The following is a 22,673-nucleotide window of genomic DNA, read 5'->3' as shown; positions in this document are numbered from 1 at the left end:
ACAGACAGGCCCACTCAGGCAGGCGAGAACAGAATCAGGCTCCAGACGCTGGTAATCAGCAGCAGCGCCAGCATTTGCGCGGCACTGCCCAGATCCTTGGCGCGCTTGGACAGCGGATGCAACTCCAGGGAAATACGATCCACCACCGCCTCGATGGCGGAGTTGAGCAATTCGACGATCAGCGCCAACAACACCACCCCGACCATCAGCGCGCGCTCGACGCCGCTGACCGGCAGCCAGAATGCGAGCGGGATCAGTACCACAGCCAGCAGCAGCAACTGACGAAACGCCGCCTCATGGGTGAACGCAGCGCGCAGACCCGCAAGCGAATAGCCAGCTGCCTTGAATACTCGGATCACGCCGCCCCGACTCTTCAGCTGCAACGCATCCTGTGCGTCGGACATCGACTCAGGCCGCATGCCGGCTATCTCCGTTGCCACTGGTCAGGCTGTGATAACAGGCCAGGAAATACTGCCAGTCACTCTCCGGCATGCCCTCACGACGACGGCGCAGCTGGTCGAGATCATGCCGCACCGCGCGGCTGCGCAGCAGGCGCCGACGGCTCTTCTCCAGATCCAGCAGGGCGATCTCGGCATGCTCGCCGTCAACCCGGACATAGATGTGTTTGGCATACAGACAACCGTGCTGACGCCGGCCGCCATGCAACCGCCGCAGCACCACCGCCAGTTGCTGCAACACGGCACGTCGCTGGGCTGACGGTGCCTCGCTGGCGTACCACTGACCCAAACTGACAAAACCGCTCAGTTCCTCGGTTACCAGCAGCCCCTGCCACTGCCCCTTCTCTCGTCTGGCAGCACAAAACACCAGTTTGGGTACGGGCACCTGCAGCTGCTCGCAGGCACGCAAGGCTTCTTCTTCGCGCAGCACGGTCGGACGGCCAAGCGGATGCAACCAGCTGCGGTAGATATGACCAACCTGCCGTTTGCTGTAGAGCCGCGGCTGGCCGCGGCCCTGAGCGGGGAGCAGCTTCACGCCGCTTTCACCGCCGCGTCGCTGGTTGGGCTCTTCCACCCACTCGCCGCCCATATCCCACCAGCGCTCGAAGCGTGCCTGACCAAACGATGGCAGCCGGCCCTGAGCCGAAATAACGGCGCTCATGCGCCCACCTTGCGCAGCACATAGACCCGCCACATGGCGTAACCGGGCAGGAAGTCGTGATGGCTGACTTCGCTGAAACCGGCCTCGCGGAACTCGGCTTCAATCACCTCGCGCGCCACCACAAAGCGGTTCTGATTCTGACCCGCACGCCCCTTTCTGGCCCGGCGCGCCTCCAGACGGTTACGCTTCCAGGATTTGTAATTGCCATCGACCCAGAGCGAGATGATCAGGGTGTCGCGGGTCACCCGCGCGCACTCGCGCAGCAGCGCAATACGGTGTTCGTGATCGGCAACGTGGTGAATCAGCCGCATGCAGAAGATGCTGTCGACCGCGTTGTCACTCAGGTCGATGTCAAAGGCGGAGGTCTGGAACGCCTTGACCCGCCCCACCACCTCCGGCGGCTGGCCGGCCAGCGCGGTCTGAAGCATGTCCGCCGAATTATCGGCTGCCAGAATTACCCGGTTTGGCGCCTCGGCCAGCAGCGGCCAGAAACGGCCAGCGCCGCAGGGCAAATCCAGTACCAGATTGGGTTCACCGGCGTCTTTCAGTGCACGGCGGGCCAGCTGCATGTCGCGCCAGTTGGACAGCCGGCGGGACAAGCCGGCCTGGTGCTTGCTCAGATACTGCTGGGAATGATCGCGGTCGTACTTGTCGGAGAACGCGAGTGCAATCGGCTTACCTTCGGACATGACAGTGATCCTGATCGGGGTAGTTGCCGCCAGACTAGGCGCCCACGGATCAAGGTCGTGTCAAAGGGATGTCAAAATTTCGTGAAAAGCGGCGATTATGCCGCGGGCGTTGCCGTAACGCAGGCCTGAGCATCAGCTCAGACGCACCTCGAAACAGCTACCGCCCGCAGCCGGCGAATGCATGCTGACCGTCCAACCCTGATGGGCACAGATCCGTTTGACCAGCGATAGCCCCAGACCCAGCCCCTCACCGCGCGCCTCGGTGCCACGCACAAAGGGCTCGAAGATATCGCGCTGCTGATCCTGCGGGACCCCGGGGCCGGTATCTTCCACCCGAAAGCCACTCGCCTCCAGCACCAGCCTTACTCGCCCCTGCTCGGTATAGTGCAGCGCGTTGCGCAGCAGGTTTGAGATGACCGTGCCGAGCAGTCCCGGATGGTACTGCCCCTGATCTTCTCCCTCGAGGATCAGCTCAAAGCCCAATCCCTTCTCGGCGAAGGCGTCCTGCCAGCGCTCGGCCTGCTCCTGCGCAATCGACAGTAACGACGCGCTGCCGGTCATCTGCACCGGCTGCCCCTTCGCCCGCGCCAACAGCAGGAAGGTGCCGACCAGCTCGCGCATCTCCTCGGCCGCACGGGCGATGCGATCCACCTGCCGCTGCTCGCGCTCGCCCAGCCGCGCGGCCTCCAGCAGCTCGGTGGAGGTGGCGATGATCATCAGCGGCGTGCGCAACTCGTGACTGACGTCACCGGTAAACAGGCGCTCACGTTCCAGTGAGCGACGCAGCTGACTCAGCGTCGAGTCAAAAGCCTCAGCCAGATGGCCAACTTCGTCATCGGGGTAGTCCGATGCCAGTGGCGGCGCCAGCGGCAGCAGCTGATCGCGATGACGCACCTGCCCCGCCAGCCGGATGATCGGCGCCAGAATCTTCTGCGCCATCATCCAGCCCAGCAGACAGCCCAGCAGCACGCTGAGCATGAAACCGGCAAACACCACCGCGAACAGCGCCTTCTCGCGCGCTTCAAACTCGGCCTGCTCCTGCACCAGCACATAGCGTTGCTGGCCAATGTCGCGGATGAACACATAGGCCGCGTGCTCGTCATCCACCAGTTCGCTGAAGCCGTCGTCCATCTCCCGCAAGGGCTCGGGAATCTCGTACCCGGGCATGTGCGAGGCGTACAGACGGGTTTTGGCATCCAGCCTGGGCGGCTGACCGCGGGCCAGATCCTGCTCCAGCACGGTCGTCAGCTCTTCGTTCATCTCCTGAGAGACCAGGTGCTCTTCGACAAAGTGCACGATGCCGACAATGCTCAGCGAAAACACCCCACTGACTGCCAGCGTCATCAACGTGAAGGCAATGACGATGCGCCGGCGCAGCGGCTGCTTGCGGATCATTGCGCCGGGTCCGCGAGGCTGTAGCCGACGCCGTGGACGGTATGGATCAACGACGTCTCAAAGGGCTTGTCGACGATCTGCCGCAGCTGATGGATATGGCTGCGCAGGCTGTCGCTGTCTGGGAGATCATCGCCCCACAGCGCCTCCTCCAGAACATTGCGGCGGATCACCGCCGGACTCTTGCGCATCAATACCTCCAGCAACTTGAGCCCGACCGGATTGAGCTTGAGGGGCTTACCGGCGCGACTGACCTGCAGGGTATCCAGGTCATAGCTCAGATCCCCGACCTGCAACCGGTGCCGACCACCGCCGCTGCTGCGACGCAGGATCGCCTCGATGCGTGCCACCAGCTCGGACAGGGCGAAGGGTTTGAGCAGGTAGTCGTCCGCGCCCACCTTAAGCCCCTTGAGCCGATCATCCAGCGCGTCGCGCGCGGTCAGCATGATGATCGGGGTGTCGCGCCCGGCATCTTCACGCAGACGCTGGCACACCTGATAGCCATCCATGCCCGGCAGCATGATGTCGAGCACGATCAGGTCGTAGTGCTCACTGACCGCCAGATGCAACCCGGAAACCCCATCCTGCGCACAGTCCACGGTGTAGCCCTTGAGCTGCAGGTAGTCCATCACATTGGCGAGGATATCGCGGTTATCTTCGATCACCAGAATGCGCATGCAGGGAGAATCTCCGGAGGGATTAAGGACGCAGCTTGACGAAATTTTCACAGCGCGTTGACGCTACGCCGACAGCAAGATCACCACACTGCGACGGTCGATTTCAACCATGGACCGTCACATGCACCTGCTCAAATCCGCTCAGGCCCGCTTTCTTGGTTTGCTCGCAGCCCTGTGGCTCGGGGTTTTCGTTGTTACCCGTTCGATTCTGTTGCTGACCCACCTGAGCGAGGCGCAGCTTAGCGCCGGCGAGGTACTGCGCCTGTACGGCGAGGGCGTGATCTATGATCTCACCTTCCTGCTCTACGCCCTCGCGCCACTGGCGCTCTACCTGCTGCTGTGCCCGGCCTGGCTCTGGCGCAAGCGCTGGCATCTGCGTCTGCTGCAGGTGGCGATGACCATCGGTGTGTTCCTGATGCTGTTCACCGCCGTAGCCGAATGGCTGTTCTGGGATGAGTTCGGCGTACGCTTCAACTTTATCGCGGTCGACTATCTGGTCTATTCCGACGAGGTGATCAACAACATCCTCGAGTCCTATCCGGTCTATCCCTTGTTGGCTGCGCTCACGGTGATCGCAGTAGTCACCACTGCCCTGCTGCAGCCCCGGGTACGACGCATTGCCGCCGCGCCGCTGCTGAGCTGGCCGGAACGCGGCGTCAGCCTGGCTGGCGCAGTAACTGCCGTCGCCCTGAGCATTCTGATCATCGGTCAGGACTTCCCGCGCAGTAGCGGCGGCAATGCCTATCAACACGAACTGGCCAGCAATGGCCCGTACCAGTTCTTCGCGGCCTTCCGGAACAACGAGCTGGACTACAGCCAGTTCTACCCGCAACTGCCCGAGGCCTCTGCGGCCACGACCCTGCATAACGAAGTCAGCGAACCGAATGCCCGCTTTGTCGACAACGACCCGATGGGCATTCGCCGGCAGATCGATAACCCGGGCCAGCCACGCAAGCTGAACCTGATTCTGGTCACCATCGAGAGCCTCAGCGCCAAATACATGGGCAGCGAAGGCGATGCACGCAATCTGACGCCAAATCTCGATGCGCTGCGCCAGCAAAGCCTCTACTTCAACCAGTTCTACGCCACCGGCACCCGCACCACTCGCGGCCTGGAAGCCATCACCCTGTCGATCCCGCCGACCCCGGGCCGCTCGATCGTCAAGCGCATCGGCCGCGAAACCGGCTTTGCCAGCCTCGGCCAGCAACTCAGCGCAGAGGGCTACGACAGCGTGTTTGTCTACGGCGGCCGCGGCTACTTCGACAACATGAACGCCTTCTTCGCCGGCAACGGCTACCGCGTGGTCGATCAGGCCAGCGTGCCCGACGACGAGGTCACCTTCACCAACGCCTGGGGCATGAGCGATGAAGACTTGTACCAGCAGACCCTGAAACTGGCCGACGCCGATGCCGCCGCCGGCAAGCCGTTCCTGCTGCAACTGATGACCACCTCCAACCACCGCCCCTACAGCTATCCGGAAGGCCGCATCGATATCCCCTCCGGCACTGGCCGCGAAGGTGCGGTGAAATATACCGACTACGCCATTGGCCAGTTCCTGGAGCAGGCGCGTCAGAAGCCCTGGTTCAACAACACGGTCTTCGTGTTCGTCGCCGACCACACCGCGGGCAGCGCCGGCAAGGAAGACCTGCCTGTGCACAACTACCATATCCCGCTGTTCGTCTACGCCCCGGGCCTGATCGACGCCCGCGAGGACAGCCGCGTCGCCAGTCAAATCGATCTGGCGCCGACGCTGATGGGCCTGCTGAACATGGACTACACCTCGACCTTCTTCGGCCACAACCTGCTGCGTCCGGAAGCCGCACCGGGGCGCGCACTGATCGGCAACTATCAGCATCTGGGCCTGTTTGACGGTCAGGATCTGGCGATCCTCAGCCCGCGCGGCCTGATCCGCCGGCACGACGATGCCATTGGCCTGAGCGTGGAAAAGACCGCGCCGTCCACTGATCCGCTGGTCCGCCGCGCCATCGCCTACTACGAGGGCGCCAGCTACGATTACGGCCACCAGCTATTGGCGTGGCAACCCTCCAGCAGCCACCCTGTCCGTCAGGTAAGCCAGCGATGAGCAGCCCTGCGCGCGTGTCGCGCCCTTTCCCGGTCGGCCGCTGGCTACTGATCCCCGCGGCAGTGATGGCCCTGATGCTGCTGTTCGACACCAGCACGCTGGACTTCTGGTTCTCCGACCTGTTCTACCAGCCGGGCGACGGCTTCGTCGGTCGCCACAGCTTCTTCCTCGAAGATATCCTCCACGACCGGGTCAAGCAGGCGGTGATCGTGATCGGCGTACTGGCAATCATCGGGTTTGTGCTCAGCCTGCTGCCGACCCGGCTGCGGCGCTGGCGGCCGGAGCTGGGCTATCTGGTGCTGTCGCTGGCACTGGCGACCAGTCTGGTCACCCCACTCAAGCAACTGACCAACGTGCCCTGCCCCTGGAGCCTGGTGCAGTATGGCGGCAGCGAGATTCACACCCCGCTGCTGTCGGCCCGCCCGGACAGCAACAAGCCCGGCCGCTGCTGGCCCGGCGGCCATGCCTCCTCTGGCTTCTCGCTGCTGGCGCTGTTTTTTGCTCTGCGTGACCGCTTCCCCCGGGCGGCACGCGGCGCCCTGATCGGCGCACTGTCACTCGGCACCGTGCTGTCGCTCGGGCGCACCATGCAGGGCGCACATTTTCTCTCGCACAACGTCTGGACCCTGTTATTTGACTGGTGCATCTGCCTGCTCTGCTACCGGCTGCTGCTGTATCGGCCTGCTGTAGCAGCGACTACCGTCAGCCATACTGGAGAGCTCCGCCATGAAGCCGCGTAACCTGTTGCTCGCCACCGGCCTGCCGCTGGCGCTGCTGGGCATCATCGCGCTGGCCCGGCCCGATGTGCTGCGCAGCGACCACGTCGACATGCCGACACCGACTCTCAGCGCCGGGCAGGCGCGCCCGGCCAACTGGGCGACCCCGATTGATCCGCAACTGCGCTTGTATCGCATGGGCCCCAACCTGTATCGCAGCGCCCTGCCCGACAGCGCGGACCTGCCGACCCTGAAGGCGCAAGGTATCCATACAGTGATCAATTTCTACCAGCGTAACGACGACTGGCTGGCCGGCAGCAACCTGATTGCTGTGCACGATCCACTGCATGCCGACCGGGTCACCGACACCGACGTGATCCGCGTGCTGCGCGCGATCCGTGCCAGCCAGAATCAGGGGGGCGTGCTGATCCACTGCAAGCACGGCCAGAACCGCACCGGCCTGATGGCCGCCATGTACCGCATGGTGTTCGACGGCTGGAGCCGCCAACAGGCCATGGCTGAAATGCTCGAAGGCGGCTTTGGTGAGGGCGAGCTGATGACCGATGCGGTCGGCTATCTGAATCGGGTCGATATCGATGCGGTGCGCGCGGCGATCGACGACGGCAGCTGCAGCACCAACGCGCTGGCGCTATGTCAGGTCAGCGACTGGTGGCACCGCCAGAGCGGCGAGCTGGACCAGCGGGTAGCGCAGCTGGACGACTGATGCCTCACGGCCCGGCGGCGGGGCCTGACTTGCTCGCCAGCCAGACCATCTCGCCAACCACGCGCGCCGCCGCGACCGAGCCCCAGTAACGGCTGTCGTTGGAGTTATCGCGGTTGTCGCCCAGGAAAAAGTAATGCCCGTCCGGCACCTTAAAGGTCTGGATTGGCTGTTGCGCTGCGGCGTCCAGCTGCTGAATCTGATAGCGCTTGCCGCCGTTCTGCTCGCGATAAACCCGCACACCATCGGCGTCTGACAACAGCTCCCGTGGCAGCTTTTCGCCGTTGATCACCACCCCGTCCGGCGTCAGTGCAATCACGTCGCCTGGCAGCGCCATCAACCGTTTCACGTACAGCACATCGTGCTCCGGCGGATAGAACACATAGACCTCGCCACGTTGCAGATGTCGGGTATCCAGGGAATCGCTGCCGGGCAAGGTAAAGCCAAACAGGCTGCGATGGGCAAAACCCCACTTCTGCGCCACAAACAGATTGCCCTCAACCAGCGTCGGGTGCATCGAGGCCGACGGCACCTCATAGGGCTCATACAGAAAAGTACGCGCCCCCAGAATCCCGAGCATTACTGCAAGGTAGAGCCCAACCGCCACACTGGCGCGATTGAACCAGCGCCGTGGCGTCTGCGGGTCGTAACGCCGCACGATCAGCACCGCGTGCAACGGACAGATCACGCTGAATACCAGCGTCAGCGCCAGCTCGTAGTACCAGTCGATACCGGCAACCACCAACGCGAGCAGCAGATACAGCCAGAACAGCCGCGGGCGATTGACATAGAGAAACACAAACGGCTGCAGCACGATGCCCAGCAGCACCGTCAGCCAGAGGCGGGGTTTCCAGGATGAAGGCACAACAGCTCCTTGCGTACAGGGCCAACACGGCCCGTCAGAGCGTTATGACCACATTCAGGCGTCCGTGTTGCAGCCGGTTTCAAGGCGGATGATCAAACCACACAACAGCAGCGCTGGCAGATTGGTCGTTACCGGGTTGAATGCCCCGAGCAACAGTGCGGGCGTATACAAGGCGACATAAGCGAGCAGCCCGACTAACCCCAATGCGGCGGCGAGAACCGGCCAGCGGCCGAACCAGCCAAACAGAATCAGCAGCCCGAGCAGCACTTCGCCCACGCCGGCCAGCGGCGAAATGATCTGGGCATCCAGACCCAGGCCGGCCGCCTCGACCATCTGCACTTCGACCGGGCTGAGAAACAGCACCTTGGGTACCAGGCCGTGATAGATGAAGACCAGCGCCAGCATCCAGCGACACCAGCGGGCCAGCTTCAGCGCGTCCGGGCTACTCATCGACAAAGCGCCCCAGGTGATCGGCCGAGGGCAGCTGGCACAGCTCGTAACGGCCGAACAGGCGGTAGCGATTCAGTGCGATACGGTCGTACAGCCAGTCGCGCAGCGGGCGCGGGATCAACCGAAGCACGCACAGAGCGCGCCACGGCCAGCCAAGCCGGTTCATCACGAAGAAGAACGCGGCACTCTTCTCGAAGCCGAGTTGGCCATCAACCACCAGCATGGTTTCAAAGGTATCGGTGGGATAACCGTGCTCCGCCAGCAGCCGCTGCCCCGCCGCGGACTGCACGCTGCACAGCCGAAACCGGCGCTCGGTATCGTGCGCGATGATGAAATTGGCCCAGGCGCTGCAGAGCTTGCAGACGCCGTCGAACAGAATGATCGGGCCAGACTGGGACATGATGTGCTCAGGCCCGGTCGCCGACACGCGCCGTATCGCGCGGCTCGACAATCACCACACTGCCGGCAATCTTGTCGTGCCAGCCCTGCTTGCGCGCATCAAACGCCACCCAGAGAAAACCCAGGCACAGTGGCAACGCGGATACGAAATAGCCGATATAGCGCAGCACACACTGCCCCATCGGCAGCGGCGCGCCGGTCCGCGCATCCACCACCCGCAGACGCAGTGCCATCTTGCCCGGTGTACCGAGATAGCGCTGCCAGAACCAGACAGTCGCAATGAACGGGGCAATATAGGTCAGCAGCACATCCCAGACGCCATGCACCATGGTCTCGTCGATCCAGTAACGCTCGCCGTAGATCAGTGCCAGCGGCACCATCAGCACCAGAGTAAAGATCACGGTGTCGATCAGGCTGGCGACAAATCGCAGCCAGAAACCAGCGTATTGCGGGGCAGTCATGGGGCAGTCCTTTGGCTATGCAGCAGGCATTTTCCGGCTGAGCATAACAGGCCTTTGAGCGCAGATGCTTGAGTTCCGAGTCAATCCGTGACGACCTTGCTATAGTTCAGGAAGGTCGTATCACGTACCCAGCCAGTCGCCTCATACAGCCGCTGGGCAGAGGTATTGCTGATCGCCGTAGCCAACTCCATACGCACCGCCCCAAGCTCCCGTGCCTGCTGTTGCGCGGCCGCCAGCAGCGCGCCGGCAATGCCCTGCTGCCGATACTCGGCTGCCACGAACAGGTCATAGAGGATGCAGATCGGCGCAGCATCCACCGAGCAAAAGCTCGGGTACAACTGACAAAAGCCGGCCAGCACACCCTCGGCCGTCTGTGCCATCAAGACGGTGGAATCGCCTTTCTCCAGCCGCGCGCGCAGGTAGCTGACCGCTCGCGGCAGATCAGCCGGCTGTTGATAGAACTGACGGTACTGATCAAACAGCACGCCAACCCGTTCAGCGTCTGCAATGCTGGCGAGGCGGATATTGAACGATGTCATCGGCTGGAGGCTACCTTGGCGGTTGGGTGGCGGATACGGTCACAGCGTCGAGCCATACAGTCTGGCCCACATCAGCAGCACGGCGAGAAAGTTGATGGTAAACACCAAACCACGCAGACGAATATTACTGGTCAGTATCTGCACCAAACTGTGCACGACCCGACCAGCAATGAATATCCAGGCCAGCAACCACTGAACGCCGTCCAACGGCCCCATCTGCATCAACACCACGCAGCAGACGTAGAACAGCAACGGCCATTCAAACTGGTTGGAGAGATTGGCACTGACCCGCGGCTCGAGTTCAACCCATCTGGCAATCGCGCCGGAGCGGGTATCAAAGCCCCAGATTGCTGGCGCGCGCAATAGGGTGAGCAACACATACAACAGCGCCATCCAGCAGACGTGAAAGATCATCGGGTAGAGCAGCGCGTTCGAATCCATTCGTAGCCTCCCTGTTTAGCGTCGGCTCAGGCCCGTTTCGGCCTGACCGGGGTGTTCCGTCCGAGCAAGCGCTCGCTCGGCACGATCGCGGCCACCTTGCGGTAGTCGTCCAGCATCTGAAGCCAGTCCGACTCGGGCATGGCGCCCCGGTGACGATAGAGCTGGGTCAAGTCGTGTCGCACCGCCGCACGCTTGCGCCAGCGGCGTCGGCTCTTCTCCAGATCAAGCAGTGCAATCTCTACGCCCTGACTGCGCACTCTGATAAAGACGTGCTTTGAGTACAGACAGCCGTGCTGCAGTCCTTGAGCATGGGCCCGCCAGAGCGTCTGCGCCAGTTCGCGCAGCATATGGCGGTGCACGGCCGCGCCGTGCTGAAATTCCCCGTTGCCTGCATACCAGTCATCCAGAGAAATAAAACCCTTCAGCTCCTCGGTCACCAGCAACCCTTGCCATTCACCTTGCCGCCGCGCTCCCGCAAAAACGGTCCGCGGCACGCGTACGCCGGCTGCGCGATAGGCTGCCAACGCGCGCGCCTCACGCACAACCGTGGGGCGCCCCAAGGGGTGGCGAATGGAGCGGCTAAGATGACCTACCTGGCGTTTGAGATACAGAATGGCGTCATTACTGGCGCTCAGGCGCTGCACGCCACTATTGCCGCCACGCCGCTCGTTGGGCGCCTCGACCCATTCACCCTGCTGGTTCCACCAGTACTGAAAATCACCAACCGGTGTTGGTTGTGCTGTGTTCTGCAAAAGATTGCCTCGCTGCCGTTGCCTATTTCAGCGCAGCGTTCTGCAAGGACTACGCCAGCGGCTCGGTAGAATTTATTGTTTTATGGCAAGGTGCCAGTATTCGAGACGTTAGTCGTGCTGCAGGCCTGTGGTCAACCGGCAGCAGATCGGCCAGGCAAAAAAACGCCCCGCTAGGCGGGGCGTTTTGTTCAAGTGCGCAGGTCGTACATGGCCTTTTCGCTGATTGCGTGCCAGGCCTGGATCTTCTCCCGGAACGCCTGCATCGAATCCCAGACCTCACGGTTGATCGGGTCGAGCGAGGCGGTTTCCTCCAGCACATCGGCACTGATGTCACGCAAACGATCCAGCACCCCATCCGGTAGCCGACGCAGCTGCACATTGTGCTCGTCAACCAGGGTATGTAGCGCCTCGGCGTTGCGTCGACCGTACTCATCGAGCATCGCCTGGTTGGTCGAGCGCGCGGCATCAATAACGATACTGCGCAGATCATCCGGCAACTCCGCCAGCTTCTGCTTGTTGATGGTCAGCTCCAGCACCGCACACGGCTCCTGCCAGCCAGGGTAGTAATAGAACTTGGCCGCCTTGTGCAGACCGAACGCCAGGTCGTTGTAGGGGCTGACCCAATCGGTCGCATCGATCACCCCGGTCTGCAGCGAGGTGAAGATTTCGCTGCCAGGCAGGTTGACCGTGGTCGCGCCAGCACGCGACAACACCTCGCCGCCGAAGCCCGGCATACGGATCTTCAGGCCCTGCAGGTCATCCAGGCTGTTGATCTCCTTGTTGAACCAGCCAGCCATCTGCACACCGGTATTGCCGCAGGGCAGCGGCACCACGCCGAGCGGATCGTACGCCCTCTGCCACAGCTCCAACCCGCCGCCTTCGTACAGCCAGGCATTCATCTCCTGTGCGTTCATGCCAAACGGCACGGCGGTGAAGAACGGCGCTGCCGCACTCTTGCCCTTCCAGTAATAGGCCGCGCTATGGCCAAGTTCGGCGGTACCACCGGAAACCGCGTCGAACACTTCCAGTGCGGGAACCAGAGCACCGGCGGCAAACACCTGAATGGTCAAACGGCCATTGGAGAGTCGTGCCACAGTGTCGGCAAAGTGCTGCGCGGTGGTGCCCAGGCCAGGAAAGTTCTCCGGCCAGGAGGTCACCATTTTCCAGCGAAAGCGTTGCTCTGCCGGCGCTGGTGCGCTGCCGACAGGTGCGCTGTCGTCCTTGCAACCCGCCAGCGCCGCGGCCCCCAAACCCAGACCCGCAGCCGTCAACAATTCCCGTCGTTTCATCACTCAGCTCCACCCTGTCTGCGGCAAGCGGCCGATGCCGCGCCGGCGTTAATCTAGTGTTTCGGCGCTTACAGCGCCTGCAGCTTGGCGTAGGCAACCATCAGCCATTTGCTGCCTTCATTATCAAAGTTGACCTGAATCCGCGCCTGCGCACCGTGGCCCTCGTAATTGAGCACCACACCCTCACCGAACAGGGCGTGTTCGACGCGCTGACCAAGAGCAAACCCGGTGCTCTCGGTCGCTTCGCTGGAGAACAGGTTGCCCTTGGCCGGGCCAAAGGGTCGGCTGACCTGACTGCCAAGACGTACTTCGCGAATCAGTTCCGATGGAATCTCGCGGACAAAGCGTGAGACCTTGTTGAACGTTTCGCTGCCGTACAAGCGGCGCGTCTCGGCCCAGGTCATCACCAGCTGCTGCATCGCCCGGGTAATACCCACGTAGGCCAGCCGGCGTTCTTCCTCAAGCCGGCCCGGATCTTCCAGACTCATCTTGTGCGGAAACAACCCCTCTTCGACCCCGGCCATGAATACCAGCGGGAACTCCAGACCCTTGGCACTGTGCAGGGTCATCAGCTGCACACTGTCCTCAAAACGATCGGCCTGGGTTTCGCCCGCTTCCAGCGAGGCGTGGGCGAGGAAGGCCAGCAGCACGTCGCCCTCTTCTTCCTCGTCGGCCATATCGTTCTCGAAACCGCGCGCGGCAGAGACCAGCTCTTCCAGGTTCTCAACGCGCGCCTGGGCCTTGTCGCCCTTTTCCTGTTCGTGAAAGCGCAATAATCCGCTGTGTTCGATCGCCACCTGCGCCTGACTGTAGAGCGGCAACCCTTCGGCGCGCTCAGCCATTTCCTCGATCAGTACCAAGAAGCCCTGCACCGCATTGGCTGCCCGGCCCGGCAGCCCCTTGTTATCAATCAGATCGCAGCCCGCCTGCCACATGGACACATCGCGTTCCCGCGCCTGCTGGCGCAGCAGTTCGACGGTCTTATCGCCGATGCCGCGGGTCGGCAGGTTGATGATGCGCTCCAGCGCGCCGTCATCGCCGCGGTTAGCCATCAGCCGCAGATAAGCCATGGCGTTCTTGATCTCGGCGCGCTCAAAGAAACGCTGGCCGCCGTAGATACGATAGGGAATGCCGCTGCGCAGCAACGCTTCTTCGATCACCCGCGACTGGGCGTTGGAGCGATAGAGGATGGCAATCTCGCTGCGGGCCAGCCCGTCGCGGATACCCTGCTCAATGCGCTCAACGATAAAGCGCGCCTCGTCCTGCTCATTGAAACCAGCGTACAGGGCGATCGGCTCGCCTTCGTTGCCGTCGGTCCAGAGCTCCTTGCCGAGGCGCCCCGAGTTGTTGCCGATCAGCGCGTTGGCAGCCTTGAGGATGGTCGCGGTGGAGCGGTAGTTCTGTTCCAGACGGATCATCTCGGCGTTCGGGTAGTCGGTCTGGAACTGCTGGATGTTCTCGATTCGCGCCCCGCGCCAGCCGTAGATCGACTGGTCGTCGTCACCGACCACCATCAGGCTCGGTGTCTTGCCCGCCAAATGCCGCAGCCAGGCGTACTGCACCGCGTTGGTATCCTGAAACTCGTCGACCAGAATGTGCTTGAAGCGCGCCCGATACTGCTCGCGCAGGGTCTGGTTGTCGCGCCACAACTCCAGCGAGCGCAGCAGCAACTCGGCAAAATCGACCACACCCGCCCGGCTGCAGGCCTGCTCGTAGGCTTCGTAGATGCGCACCATGGTGCTCATATAGAGATCACCGGCCGGCTGTATATGCTGCGGGCGCAGGCCTTCATCCTTTTGCGCATTGATCCACCATTGGGCCTGTTTGGGCGCCCATTGGTTCTCGTCCAGCCCCAGCTCGCGGATCACCCGCTTGACCAGCCGCTGCTGGTCGTCACTGTCGAGGATCTGGAATTGTTCGGCCAGCCCGGCCTCGCGCCAGTGCGCGCGCAGCAACCGGTGCGCCAAGCCGTGGAAGGTGCCAACCCACATGCCCTGCGGCGCGATGCCGAGCAACTGCTCGATCCGCGCACGCATTTCATAGGCGGCCTTGTTGGTAAAGGTGACGGAGAGAATGCTCCAGGGTGAGGCCTGTTCGACCTGGACCAGCCAGGCAATGCGATGAACCAGTACCCGGGTCTTGCCGGAGCCGGCGCCAGCCAGCACCAATTGCTGACCAACCGAGGCAGTGACGGCCTGACGTTGAGCGTCGTTAAGCGAATTGAGAAGGTGGGAGATATCCATCGCGGCATTCTAGCAGCCCGCCGTCCTGCGCCGGAAGTTGCGTGGCTGAGTCGCGCGGCAAACCGCTCTGGTTCAACATTTTGCGGCCCGGGGACTGTGCCGCGCGACAGTGCTGGTGTAAGGTGAAGAGCCTGACATGTCGTCACACCCGAAGTCGTACGCATGATAACAATAACAAACATGGGCAACCGGAGCGCAGCACAGTCATGACTGGCAGCCAAGCCGCGTTCAGCCCGATATCGCACCACGACCTGCGCCTGCAGCAGATGAACCAGCTGTACGCCCAGTCACGCCTGCCTCAGTGGTTGCTGCTGTGTACCGCCCTGCTGGTTACACCGCTGGCCTGGAATCATGCGTCTGCGGTTCACCTGTTCAGTTGGCTGAGTGCCCTTGCGCTACTGGCCGTCCTGCGCCAGATGCTGGTACGCCGCTACTGGCTGGCCCCATCACAGGAGCGCCTGCGTCGCCGCTGGAGTCTGTTTTTCCATCTCGGCAATCTTGCCTCCGGTCTGTGTCTGAGCTGGGTCTATATCGGGCTGACACCACTCAACAATTTTGCCGAACAGTCGGTGATGTACAGCATCGCCGGCGGTGTCAGTCTGTGCGTCGGTGTGCTTTATGCGACTCGCTTCAGCGCCTTCGCATCCTTCCTGCTGCCGGCCTGGCTGCCACCCACGGTCTTCCTGCTGCTCGACGGCAGCCCCAGCAGCCGCAACTGGGCGGCCATGTCGCTATTGATGCTGGTGTTTATCATCCTGACCGCCGCCCTGATTCACCGCACCATGCGTCAGGCCATGATTACCAACCTGCGCAATGAGGCCCTGCTCGGTAACCTCGGCAGTGCCCACCAGCGCACCGAAGAGCTGAACCAACAGCTGACCCGCGAGATCGCTCAACGCCGTCAGGCGGAACAATCGCTGCGCAACAGTCACGTCGAACTGGAAGAGCGGGTACGCCAGCGCACCTCCGAGTTAGAGGCCGCCACCCACAACCTGCAGGCCAGCGAGGCACAACTGAGCCTGGCGATGGAAGCCAGCCAACTCGGCATCTGGGACTGGGATCTGACGAGCGACAAGGTCTACCACTCACGCCTCAAATCGCTGTTCGGCATGCCCGACGAAGCGGTGCCGAGCATGCTGCAGGATCTGCGCCCGCTGGTGCATCCGGCGGACGTGACCATGGTCCGCAAGACCCTGGTGCAGCACATGAAAAACCAGACCCAGGCCTACCGCATGGAGTACCGCGTGCGTCACGCCGATGGCTACTGGCTGTGGGTCGAGGACAGCGGCCGCGCGGTGGAACGCGATGCGAAAGGCCGCGTGCTGCGTATGATCGGCACCCGGCGTGACATCAGCGCACGCAAGCTGCAGGACGAGCAGGCCCAGCTCTCGGCGACGGTGTTCGAGGCCTCCAGCGAAGGTATTTTCATCCTCAGCCCGTCCCTGGATGTTCTGGCCGTCAACCAGGCTTACAGCGTCATCACCGGACTGCAGCAGCATGAAGCCGTGGGGCGCAACATACTCGACCTGGCCGGCTCGGACGATCTGCGTCAGCAAGCCCTGCACCTGCAGAGCCTGCTCAACAGCAAGGACCGCTGGCAGGGCGAGATGACCGGCCGGCGACGCAACGGCGACACCTTCCCGATCTGGCTGCAGATGACCGTGGTGCGCAACGCCGCGGCGCAAATCACCCATTACGTTGGCTTCTTCGCCGATCTGACCACCCACCGGCAGACAGAAGAACAGCTGCAGTACCTGACCAACTACGATCCGTTGACCCAGCTGGCCAATCGCAGCCTGTTCAGTGAAAGCCTGCAGGAAGCCACCGCCCGCGCACGCAAGGGTGACAGTCAACTGGCCCTGCTGCATATCGACCTGGACCGTTTCAAGCAGATCAACGTCACCCTCGGCCACACCGTCGCCGACGGCCTGCTGCAGGAGGTAGCCCGTCGCCTGAGCACCCTACTAGCCGGCCAACACCCGCTGGCTCGCCTGTCGGCAGACGAGTTCGTGGTAATTGTCGAGAACGCCAGCTGCAGCGATACCCTCGGCATGCTGGCCGGACACATGCTTGAGCGTCTGCGTGAGCCGATGCTGATCGCCGACCACGAGCTGGTAATCACTGCCTCGATTGGCATCAGCCTGTTCCCGACCACCGCCCGCGACAGCCTGCAACTGATTACCCAGGCCAACCAGGCAATGCAGCATGCCAAACATCTGGGTGGCAACCGCTGGCAGTTCTATACCCGCCAGCTGCGGGCCTACAGCATCGACCGTCTGCAACTGGAAAACCAACTGCGCAAGGCAATCGACGAGCAGCGACTGGTGGTCCACTTCCAGCCCAAGCTGCATCTGGCCAGCGACCGTATCCGCAGCGCCGAAGCGCTGGTGCGTTGGCCGCATCCGGACCGTGGCACCATCATGCCCAGCGAGTTCATCAGTATTGCCGAGGAAGCCGGCCTGATCGTCACCCTTGGCGAGCAGGTTCTTAATCAGGCCTGCGAGCAGGCCAGCCGCTGGTGTCACAACGGACCGGCGTCGGTGGTTGTGTCAGTCAACCTGTCCGTGCAACAGCTACGCCAGGAAGGCTTTGCCGCTCGTGTCCGACATATTTTGCAGCGCCACAACCTGCCCGCCCGGTTGCTGGAACTGGAGCTGACCGAAAGCATGCTGGCCGAGCACAGCGAGGCCATCGTCGACAATATCAATGCGCTGCGCGCCCTTGGGGTCAGCCTGTCGGTTGACGACTTCGGCACCGGCTACTCGTCACTCGCCTACCTCAAACGCTTCCCGATCAGCACCCTGAAGATCGACCGTGCATTTATCGCCCCGCTCAACGATGGCGCCGGCGACGATGCTATCGTGCGCGCCATCATCGCCATGGCCCACAGTTTGTCACTGCAGGTGGTTGCCGAAGGGGTCGAGAACGAAGGGCAGCTCAACTTCCTCAAGGAACATGGCTGCGACGAAGTACAGGGCTATCTGATCAGTCGAGCAGTCAGCGCCGACGATTTCACTGAACTGCTCAGGCAGAGTCAGCGCACCCCGGATCTGCTCAATACAGCCAGCGACGACTACTCGGCCTAACGTTGGTCCAGCCAGCGGTGGCCGCGGCGCTCAAGCAGACTGTCCGCGGCATCCGGCCCCCAACTGCCAGCCGGATAACGCTTGGGCGAGCGATAGCAGTCGCGCCAGCCATCGATGATCGGATCAACCCAGCGCCAGGCTGCGCCGATCTCGTCACGGCGCATGAACAACGTGGCATCGCCTTCGATGACATCCAGCAGCAGTCGCTCGTAAGCGTCCCAGCGCCGACGGGTGAAGGCCTCATCAAAGTTCAGATCCAGCTCCACTTCCTGCAAGCCCATCCCACGGCCCGGTGATTTGGCCATCAGCGACAGACTAATGCCTTCGTCCGGCTGCAGACTGATGATCAGCCGGTTGTTTTCCGGACTGTCGCCGCGCTGCGGAAACAGCTTGTGCGGCACTGGCTTGAACTGGATAACGATTTCGGACTTGCGCTGCGCCATGCACTTGCCGGTGCGCAGGTAGAACGGCACCCCGGCCCAGCGCCAGTTGTCGATCTCGGCCTGCAGCGCAACGTAGGTTTCGGTGTTGCTGTCGTGGTCGACGCTTTTCTCGAAGTAGTAGGCCGGCAGCCGCTCACCGGCGTGCTCACCGGCTGCGTACTGGCCGCGCACGGTGCGGTCCTGCACGTCCATACCGGTGATCGGTCGCAGCGCCTCGAGAATCTTCAGCTTTTCGTTGCGCACCGCCTCCGGCTCGAAATGCACCGGCGCTTCCATGGCGACCAGACAGAGCAACTGCAGCAGGTGGTTCTGCACCATGTCGCGCATCGCCCCGGCGCGATCGTAGTAGTCACCGCGGTTCTCCACACCCACGCTTTCCAGCACGCTGATCTGCACATGGTCAATGTGCGCGTTGCGCCACAGCGGCTCGAACAGCGCGTTGCCAAAGCGTAGCGCCAGCAGATTCTGTACCGCTTCCTTGCCAAGGTAGTGATCAATCCGGAATACCCGCGACTCGTCGAACACCTGGCCGATCTGTTCGTTGATCCGGGTCGCAGTCTGCAGGCTCTCGCCCAGCGGCTTCTCCAACACAACACGGGCGGACTCGTCGGCCAGGCCAACCGAGGCCAGATGCTGAACCGTGGGGGCAAACAGGTTGGGCAGGGTCGCCAGATAGAACACCCGGACCCGCCCGGTGCCTGGCTTGAGAACCTTGGTCAACCGCGGGAAGGCAACCCGTTGGCTGACATCCAGCGACAGGTAGTCGAGACGCTCGGCGAAGACCTCCCAGACGCTCTGGTCAAAATCGCGGCGCGACACGTGCTGACCGACGTGGCGTTTGACCAGCTTGCGATAGCTTTCGATGCTGTGCTCGGCGCGGGCCAACGCCAGGATGCGGGTGTCGGGATGCAGATGACCGTCACGATGCAGGTAGTAGAGCGCAGGCAAAAGCTTGCGCATGGCCAGATCACCGGTGCCACCGAACACCACCATGTCACAGCTGATTCCCGCCCGAGCCACGTCAAATCCTCCTGCGCGCCACACCTCGGCCGTTTTTGTAGTATAACTACAAGCGCTACTACACCAAGGGTGTTCGAACCATTTCAGATACGGCAGCCGCGCTGCCATCCATTCGCTGCCAGACATGATGCCATCATGAACATGCTCCAGCACATCGCTGCCAACCGTGACCAGCTCAGAAAGTCCGAGCTGAAGGTCGCCGATTTCGTTCTGGCCCAGGCCGCGCAGGTGATGCACTCATCGATGGCCGACCTGTCACAACAGGTCGGTGTCAGCGAGCCCACCATCGTACGCTTCTGCCGGGCGATTGGCTGCAGCGGATTTCAGGATCTCAAGCTGAAGCTGGCCCAGAGCCTCGCCGCTGGCGCCAGCTTCGGGCAGTTCTCGATCAGCGAGGATGACAGCGTTGATGCGCTGTCACACAAAATCTTCGACACCACGCTGGCGACCCTGATGGATGTGCGCGAACGGCTCGACCCGAACGCCATCGAACAGGCCATCACCGCCCTCACCCACGCCCGCCGCGTCGAGTTCTATGGCTTCGGCGCGTCCGGCGCGGTAGCCAGCGATGCCCAGCACAAGTTCTTCCGTTTGTTGGTCTCGACCGCAGCCTACTCCGACCCGCACATGCAGGCGATGTCGGCTGTGACCCTCGGGCCGGAAGATGTGGCGGTAGCGATTTCCCAGACCGGCCGCACCAAGGACCTGCTGCACTCGGCCAGTCTGGTGGTGGAAACCGGCGCGACCTTGATCAGCCTGTGCCCGAGCCGTACGCCACTGGCCGAACTGGGGCAGGTGCACATCCCGATCGACGTGCCGGAAGACACCGACATCTACACGCCGCTGTCCTCACGCATCGCTCACCTGGTGGTCATCGATGTACTGGCGATGGGCATGGCCATGCGCCGCGGCCCCGAGCTGGTCAACCACCTCAAGAGCGTCAAACGCAGCCTGCGCGGCCTGCGCCTGTCGAACAAGGCTAGTCGCAGCGAGCTGGGCGAGTAGCGCCGACCGGCAGCGCCAGCGAGATCAACCCGGCGGCCAGCACCAGCGCCGCCGACAGCCACAGGCAGGCCACCAGCCCGTACTGCTGATACACCCAGCCGGACAACAAGGTGCCCAGTAGCCGCCCCGCCGCGTTGGACATGTAGTAGAACCCCACATCCAGCGACACCGCATCGCGCGCAGCCCAGGAAACGATCAGGTAGCTGTGCAGCGCCGAGTTGAGCGCAAACACCACGCCGAACACCAGCAGCCCGCCAAGCAGCACCCAGCGCGATTGATCATCCAGCATCAAGCCCAGCGCGATTAGCGCCGGCACCACTGCCAGCGCCAACGCCCAGCCGGCCGCCGCGCGACCGCCCGGCTGGCCAGCGCTGCGGCGCCTGGTCAGCGCTGGCGCCCGGGCCTGCACCACCCCGTAGCCAATCACCCAAAGCGCCATAAAGGCGCCCACCGACCAGACATCCCAGCCGAATACCGCCGACAGATAGACCGGCAGGGCGACCACGAACCAGACATCGCGGGAGGCAAACAGGCACAACCGTGCGGCCGACAGCAGGTTGATCGCCCGGCTCTTGGACAGCAGATCACGAAACTTCGGTTTGCCCTTGGCGCGGCCCAGATCCCGGCGCAGCAGGCGCAGGCTGAGCAGCCAGACCAGCGCCAGAACGATGCCCATCGCCAGCACCGCGCCTCGGAACCCGAGCAGCGCCAGCAACCCTGCGCCAAGGAAGAAACCCACACCCTTGAGCGCGTTCTTCGAGCCAGTCAGCAGCGCCACCCAACGGTACAGTGCACCCTGCTGCTCGTCCGGCAGCAGCAGCTTGACCGCGCTCTTGGCGCTCATCTTGTTCAGATCCTTGGCGATGCCCGACAGCGCCTGCGCCGCCATCACCCAGCCCACCGTCAGCCAGCCGGTCGGCACTGCCAGCATGCCGAGCGCCAGCACCTGCAACGCCAGGCCGATATTCATCGTGCGGTTCAGCCCGATGCGCGCACCCAGCCAGCCACCGAGCAGGTTGGTCACCACACCAAAGAACTCGTAGAACAGGAACAACCCGGCGATCTGCAACGGGCTGTAGCCGAGCTGGTGGAAGTGCAACACCACCAGCATGCGCAGCGCGCCGTCGGTGAGGGTGAAACTCCAGTAGTTACCGGTGACCACCAGATACTGCCGAACCTCCGTCGGCAGCTGCGCCAGTCGCTGCATCAATTGCCCGCCTGCCCCACCTTGCGCACCAGTTCCACCAAGCGGTTGCTGTAACCCCACTCGTTGTCGTACCAGCTGTAAATTTTCACCTGAGTGCCATTGATCACCATGGTGCTGAGCGCGTCGATAATCGAGGAGCGCGGATCGGTACGGTAGTCGATCGACACCAGTGGCCGCTCTTCATAGCCGAGAATGCCGGCCAGCGGGCCTGCCGCAGCGGCCTTGAACAGCGCATTGACCTCCTCAACCGTGGTCGCGCGCTCAACCTCGAACACGCAATCGGTCAGCGACGCGTTGGCCAATGGCACCCGGACGGCATGGCCGTTCAGCTTGCCGCGCAGCGCCGGGAAAATCTCGGCAATCGCGGTCGCCGAGCCGGTGCTGGTCGGAATCAGGCTCATGCCGCAGGCGCGGGCGCGGCGCAGGTCCTTGTGCGGCTGATCGAGAATGCTCTGGGTATTGGTCAGGTCGTGAATGGTGGTGATCGAGCCGTGGCGAATGCCCAGCGCCTCGTGGATCACCTTGACCACCGGCGCCAGGCAGTTGGTAGTGCAGGACGCGGCAGTTACGATCGGATGCACTGCCGGGTCGAACAGCTGGTCGTTTACGCCCAGCACCACGTTAAGCACCCCCGGCTCCTTGACCGGCGCGCTGACCACCACCCGGCGTACGCCTTGATCCAGATAGGGCTGCAGCGCGGCGCTGATCTTGTGGACGCCGCTGGCCTCGATGACCAGATCGCAGCCGGACCAGTCAGTGTCGGCAATCGCCCGGTTGCGGGTGAGCGGTACTCGACGGCCGGCAATGACCAGCGCATCGCCATCAGCCTGTGCTTCGTGCTGCCAGCGCCCGTGTACCGAGTCAAAGTTGAGCAAATGCGCGTGGGTTGCCGGATCGCCGCCCGGATCGTTGATCTGTACAAACGCCAGCTCCGGCCAGTCCCACGCGGCGCGCAGTGCCAGTTTGCCGATGCGGCCAAAGCCGTTGATGCCTACCTTGATAGTCATAGTGCGTCCCTCCGATTGACCCGCACTGATTGCGGCGGATCGTTGTTCTCAGAATAGCCGCTGGCGCGG

The 22,673-nt window shown here is 62.9% G+C and carries 22 protein-coding genes; 5 read left to right on the top strand and 17 right to left on the bottom strand.

Features of this window, described 5'->3' with window-relative positions; translation table 11 throughout:
- Positions 1-14: 14 nt before the first annotated feature.
- The 5 genes from AAFM31_RS05105 to AAFM31_RS05085 form a co-directional block, all read right to left on the bottom strand.
- Positions 15-404 (bottom strand): diacylglycerol kinase, encoded by a 390-nt coding sequence (locus tag AAFM31_RS05105; RefSeq protein WP_371833013.1) that lies wholly within the window; start codon positions 402-404, stop codon positions 15-17.
- Between the two features lie 4 nt (positions 405-408).
- Positions 409-1,119: a lipopolysaccharide kinase InaA family protein gene (locus tag AAFM31_RS05100; RefSeq protein ID WP_341706822.1), complete on the bottom strand. Its 711-nt coding sequence runs from the start codon at positions 1,117-1,119 to the stop codon at positions 409-411.
- Positions 1,116-1,808 (bottom strand): methyltransferase domain-containing protein, encoded by a 693-nt coding sequence (locus AAFM31_RS05095; RefSeq protein ID WP_341706821.1) that lies wholly within the window; start codon positions 1,806-1,808, stop codon positions 1,116-1,118. Before AAFM31_RS05095 ends, AAFM31_RS05100 begins: the two co-directional genes overlap by 4 nt.
- A 132-nt stretch (positions 1,809-1,940) precedes the next feature.
- Positions 1,941-3,203 (bottom strand): HAMP domain-containing sensor histidine kinase, encoded by a 1,263-nt coding sequence (locus AAFM31_RS05090; protein WP_341706820.1) that lies wholly within the window; start codon positions 3,201-3,203, stop codon positions 1,941-1,943.
- On the bottom strand, positions 3,200-3,877 hold the full coding sequence (locus AAFM31_RS05085; RefSeq protein ID WP_341706819.1) for a response regulator transcription factor: 678 nt from the start codon (positions 3,875-3,877) through the stop codon (positions 3,200-3,202). Before AAFM31_RS05085 ends, AAFM31_RS05090 begins: the two co-directional genes overlap by 4 nt.
- Before the next feature lie 121 nt (positions 3,878-3,998).
- Here AAFM31_RS05085 and AAFM31_RS05080 point away from each other — a divergent pair, with 121 nt between their 5' ends.
- Genes AAFM31_RS05080 through AAFM31_RS05070 form a run of 3 tightly spaced genes read left to right on the top strand, consistent with a single transcriptional unit; the run spans position 3,999 to position 7,400 of the window.
- Positions 3,999-5,960 (top strand): sulfatase-like hydrolase/transferase, encoded by a 1,962-nt coding sequence (locus AAFM31_RS05080; RefSeq protein ID WP_341706818.1) that lies wholly within the window; start codon positions 3,999-4,001, stop codon positions 5,958-5,960.
- Positions 5,957-6,700: a phosphatase PAP2 family protein gene (locus AAFM31_RS05075; protein WP_341706817.1), complete on the top strand. Its 744-nt coding sequence runs from the start codon at positions 5,957-5,959 to the stop codon at positions 6,698-6,700. The genes AAFM31_RS05080 and AAFM31_RS05075 overlap by 4 nt, the downstream gene beginning before the upstream one ends.
- Positions 6,687-7,400 carry a dual specificity protein phosphatase family protein gene (locus AAFM31_RS05070; RefSeq protein ID WP_341706816.1) on the top strand — a complete coding sequence of 238 codons (714 nt, stop codon included), beginning with the start codon at positions 6,687-6,689 and terminating at the stop codon, positions 7,398-7,400. Before AAFM31_RS05075 ends, AAFM31_RS05070 begins: the two co-directional genes overlap by 14 nt.
- Positions 7,401-7,404: 4 nt before the next feature.
- Here the strand turns inward: AAFM31_RS05070 and lepB are convergent, their stop codons facing one another.
- The 9 genes from lepB to uvrD all read right to left on the bottom strand — a co-directional run bounded on the left by lepB (position 7,405) and on the right by uvrD (position 14,836).
- Positions 7,405-8,262, bottom strand: a complete 858-nt coding sequence (gene lepB, locus AAFM31_RS05065; protein WP_341706815.1) for a signal peptidase I — start codon at positions 8,260-8,262, stop codon at positions 7,405-7,407.
- Between the two features lie 54 nt (positions 8,263-8,316).
- The gene (locus tag AAFM31_RS05060; RefSeq protein ID WP_341706814.1) at positions 8,317-8,712 is read right to left on the bottom strand and encodes a DoxX-like family protein; all 396 of its coding nucleotides are present in this window, start codon (positions 8,710-8,712) and stop codon (positions 8,317-8,319) included.
- Entirely contained in the window at positions 8,705-9,112 is a 408-nt protein-coding gene (locus tag AAFM31_RS05055) for a DCC1-like thiol-disulfide oxidoreductase family protein (RefSeq protein ID WP_341706813.1), read from the bottom strand. Before AAFM31_RS05055 ends, AAFM31_RS05060 begins: the two co-directional genes overlap by 8 nt.
- Positions 9,113-9,119: 7 nt before the next feature.
- Positions 9,120-9,572 (bottom strand): RDD family protein, encoded by a 453-nt coding sequence (locus tag AAFM31_RS05050; RefSeq protein WP_341706812.1) that lies wholly within the window; start codon positions 9,570-9,572, stop codon positions 9,120-9,122.
- 80 nt (positions 9,573-9,652) lie between these two features.
- On the bottom strand, positions 9,653-10,111 hold the full coding sequence (locus tag AAFM31_RS05045) for a GNAT family N-acetyltransferase (RefSeq protein WP_341706811.1): 459 nt from the start codon (positions 10,109-10,111) through the stop codon (positions 9,653-9,655).
- A 39-nt stretch (positions 10,112-10,150) separates the two neighbouring features.
- Complete coding sequence (locus AAFM31_RS05040) at positions 10,151-10,552, bottom strand: MAPEG family protein (protein WP_341706810.1); 402 nt, start codon at positions 10,550-10,552, stop codon at positions 10,151-10,153.
- A 26-nt stretch (positions 10,553-10,578) separates the two neighbouring features.
- The gene (locus tag AAFM31_RS05035) at positions 10,579-11,304 is read right to left on the bottom strand and encodes a lipopolysaccharide kinase InaA family protein (protein WP_341706809.1); all 726 of its coding nucleotides are present in this window, start codon (positions 11,302-11,304) and stop codon (positions 10,579-10,581) included.
- Positions 11,305-11,492: 188 nt separating this feature from the next.
- Complete coding sequence (locus AAFM31_RS05030; RefSeq protein WP_341706808.1) at positions 11,493-12,593, bottom strand: TRAP transporter substrate-binding protein; 1,101 nt, start codon at positions 12,591-12,593, stop codon at positions 11,493-11,495.
- A gap of 68 nt (positions 12,594-12,661) precedes the next feature.
- A complete protein-coding gene (gene uvrD, locus AAFM31_RS05025) occupies positions 12,662-14,836 on the bottom strand; it encodes a DNA helicase II (protein WP_341706807.1) in 2,175 nt (724 codons plus the stop codon).
- Positions 14,837-15,042: 206 nt separating this feature from the next.
- On the opposite strand from uvrD, the gene AAFM31_RS05020 reads away from it, so the two are divergent.
- Positions 15,043-17,922, top strand: a complete 2,880-nt coding sequence (locus tag AAFM31_RS05020; RefSeq protein WP_341706806.1) for an EAL domain-containing protein — start codon at positions 15,043-15,045, stop codon at positions 17,920-17,922.
- Here the strand turns inward: AAFM31_RS05020 and zwf are convergent.
- Positions 17,919-19,358 carry a glucose-6-phosphate dehydrogenase gene (zwf, locus tag AAFM31_RS05015; RefSeq protein WP_341706850.1) on the bottom strand — a complete coding sequence of 480 codons (1,440 nt, stop codon included), beginning with the start codon at positions 19,356-19,358 and terminating at the stop codon, positions 17,919-17,921. The two genes, AAFM31_RS05020 and zwf, sit on opposite strands and share 4 nt — an antisense overlap.
- A 162-nt stretch (positions 19,359-19,520) precedes the next feature.
- Between zwf and hexR the strand changes: the two genes are divergently transcribed.
- On the top strand, positions 19,521-20,390 hold the full coding sequence (gene hexR, locus AAFM31_RS05010) for a transcriptional regulator HexR (RefSeq protein ID WP_341706805.1): 870 nt from the start codon (positions 19,521-19,523) through the stop codon (positions 20,388-20,390).
- On the opposite strand, the gene arsJ is transcribed toward hexR, so the two are convergent.
- Positions 20,365-21,597 (bottom strand): organoarsenical effux MFS transporter ArsJ, encoded by a 1,233-nt coding sequence (arsJ, locus tag AAFM31_RS05005; protein WP_341706804.1) that lies wholly within the window; start codon positions 21,595-21,597, stop codon positions 20,365-20,367. The genes hexR and arsJ overlap by 26 nt on opposite strands.
- Entirely contained in the window at positions 21,597-22,604 is a 1,008-nt protein-coding gene (locus AAFM31_RS05000) for an ArsJ-associated glyceraldehyde-3-phosphate dehydrogenase (protein ID WP_341706803.1), read from the bottom strand. Before AAFM31_RS05000 ends, arsJ begins: the two co-directional genes overlap by 1 nt.
- Positions 22,605-22,673: the final 69 nt, after the last annotated feature.

Source organism: Halopseudomonas sp. (assembly GCF_038130085.1).
In the GTDB taxonomy this organism is placed as follows: domain Bacteria; phylum Pseudomonadota; class Gammaproteobacteria; order Pseudomonadales; family Pseudomonadaceae; genus Halopseudomonas.
This window is presented reverse-complemented; position numbering and strand designations above follow the sequence as displayed.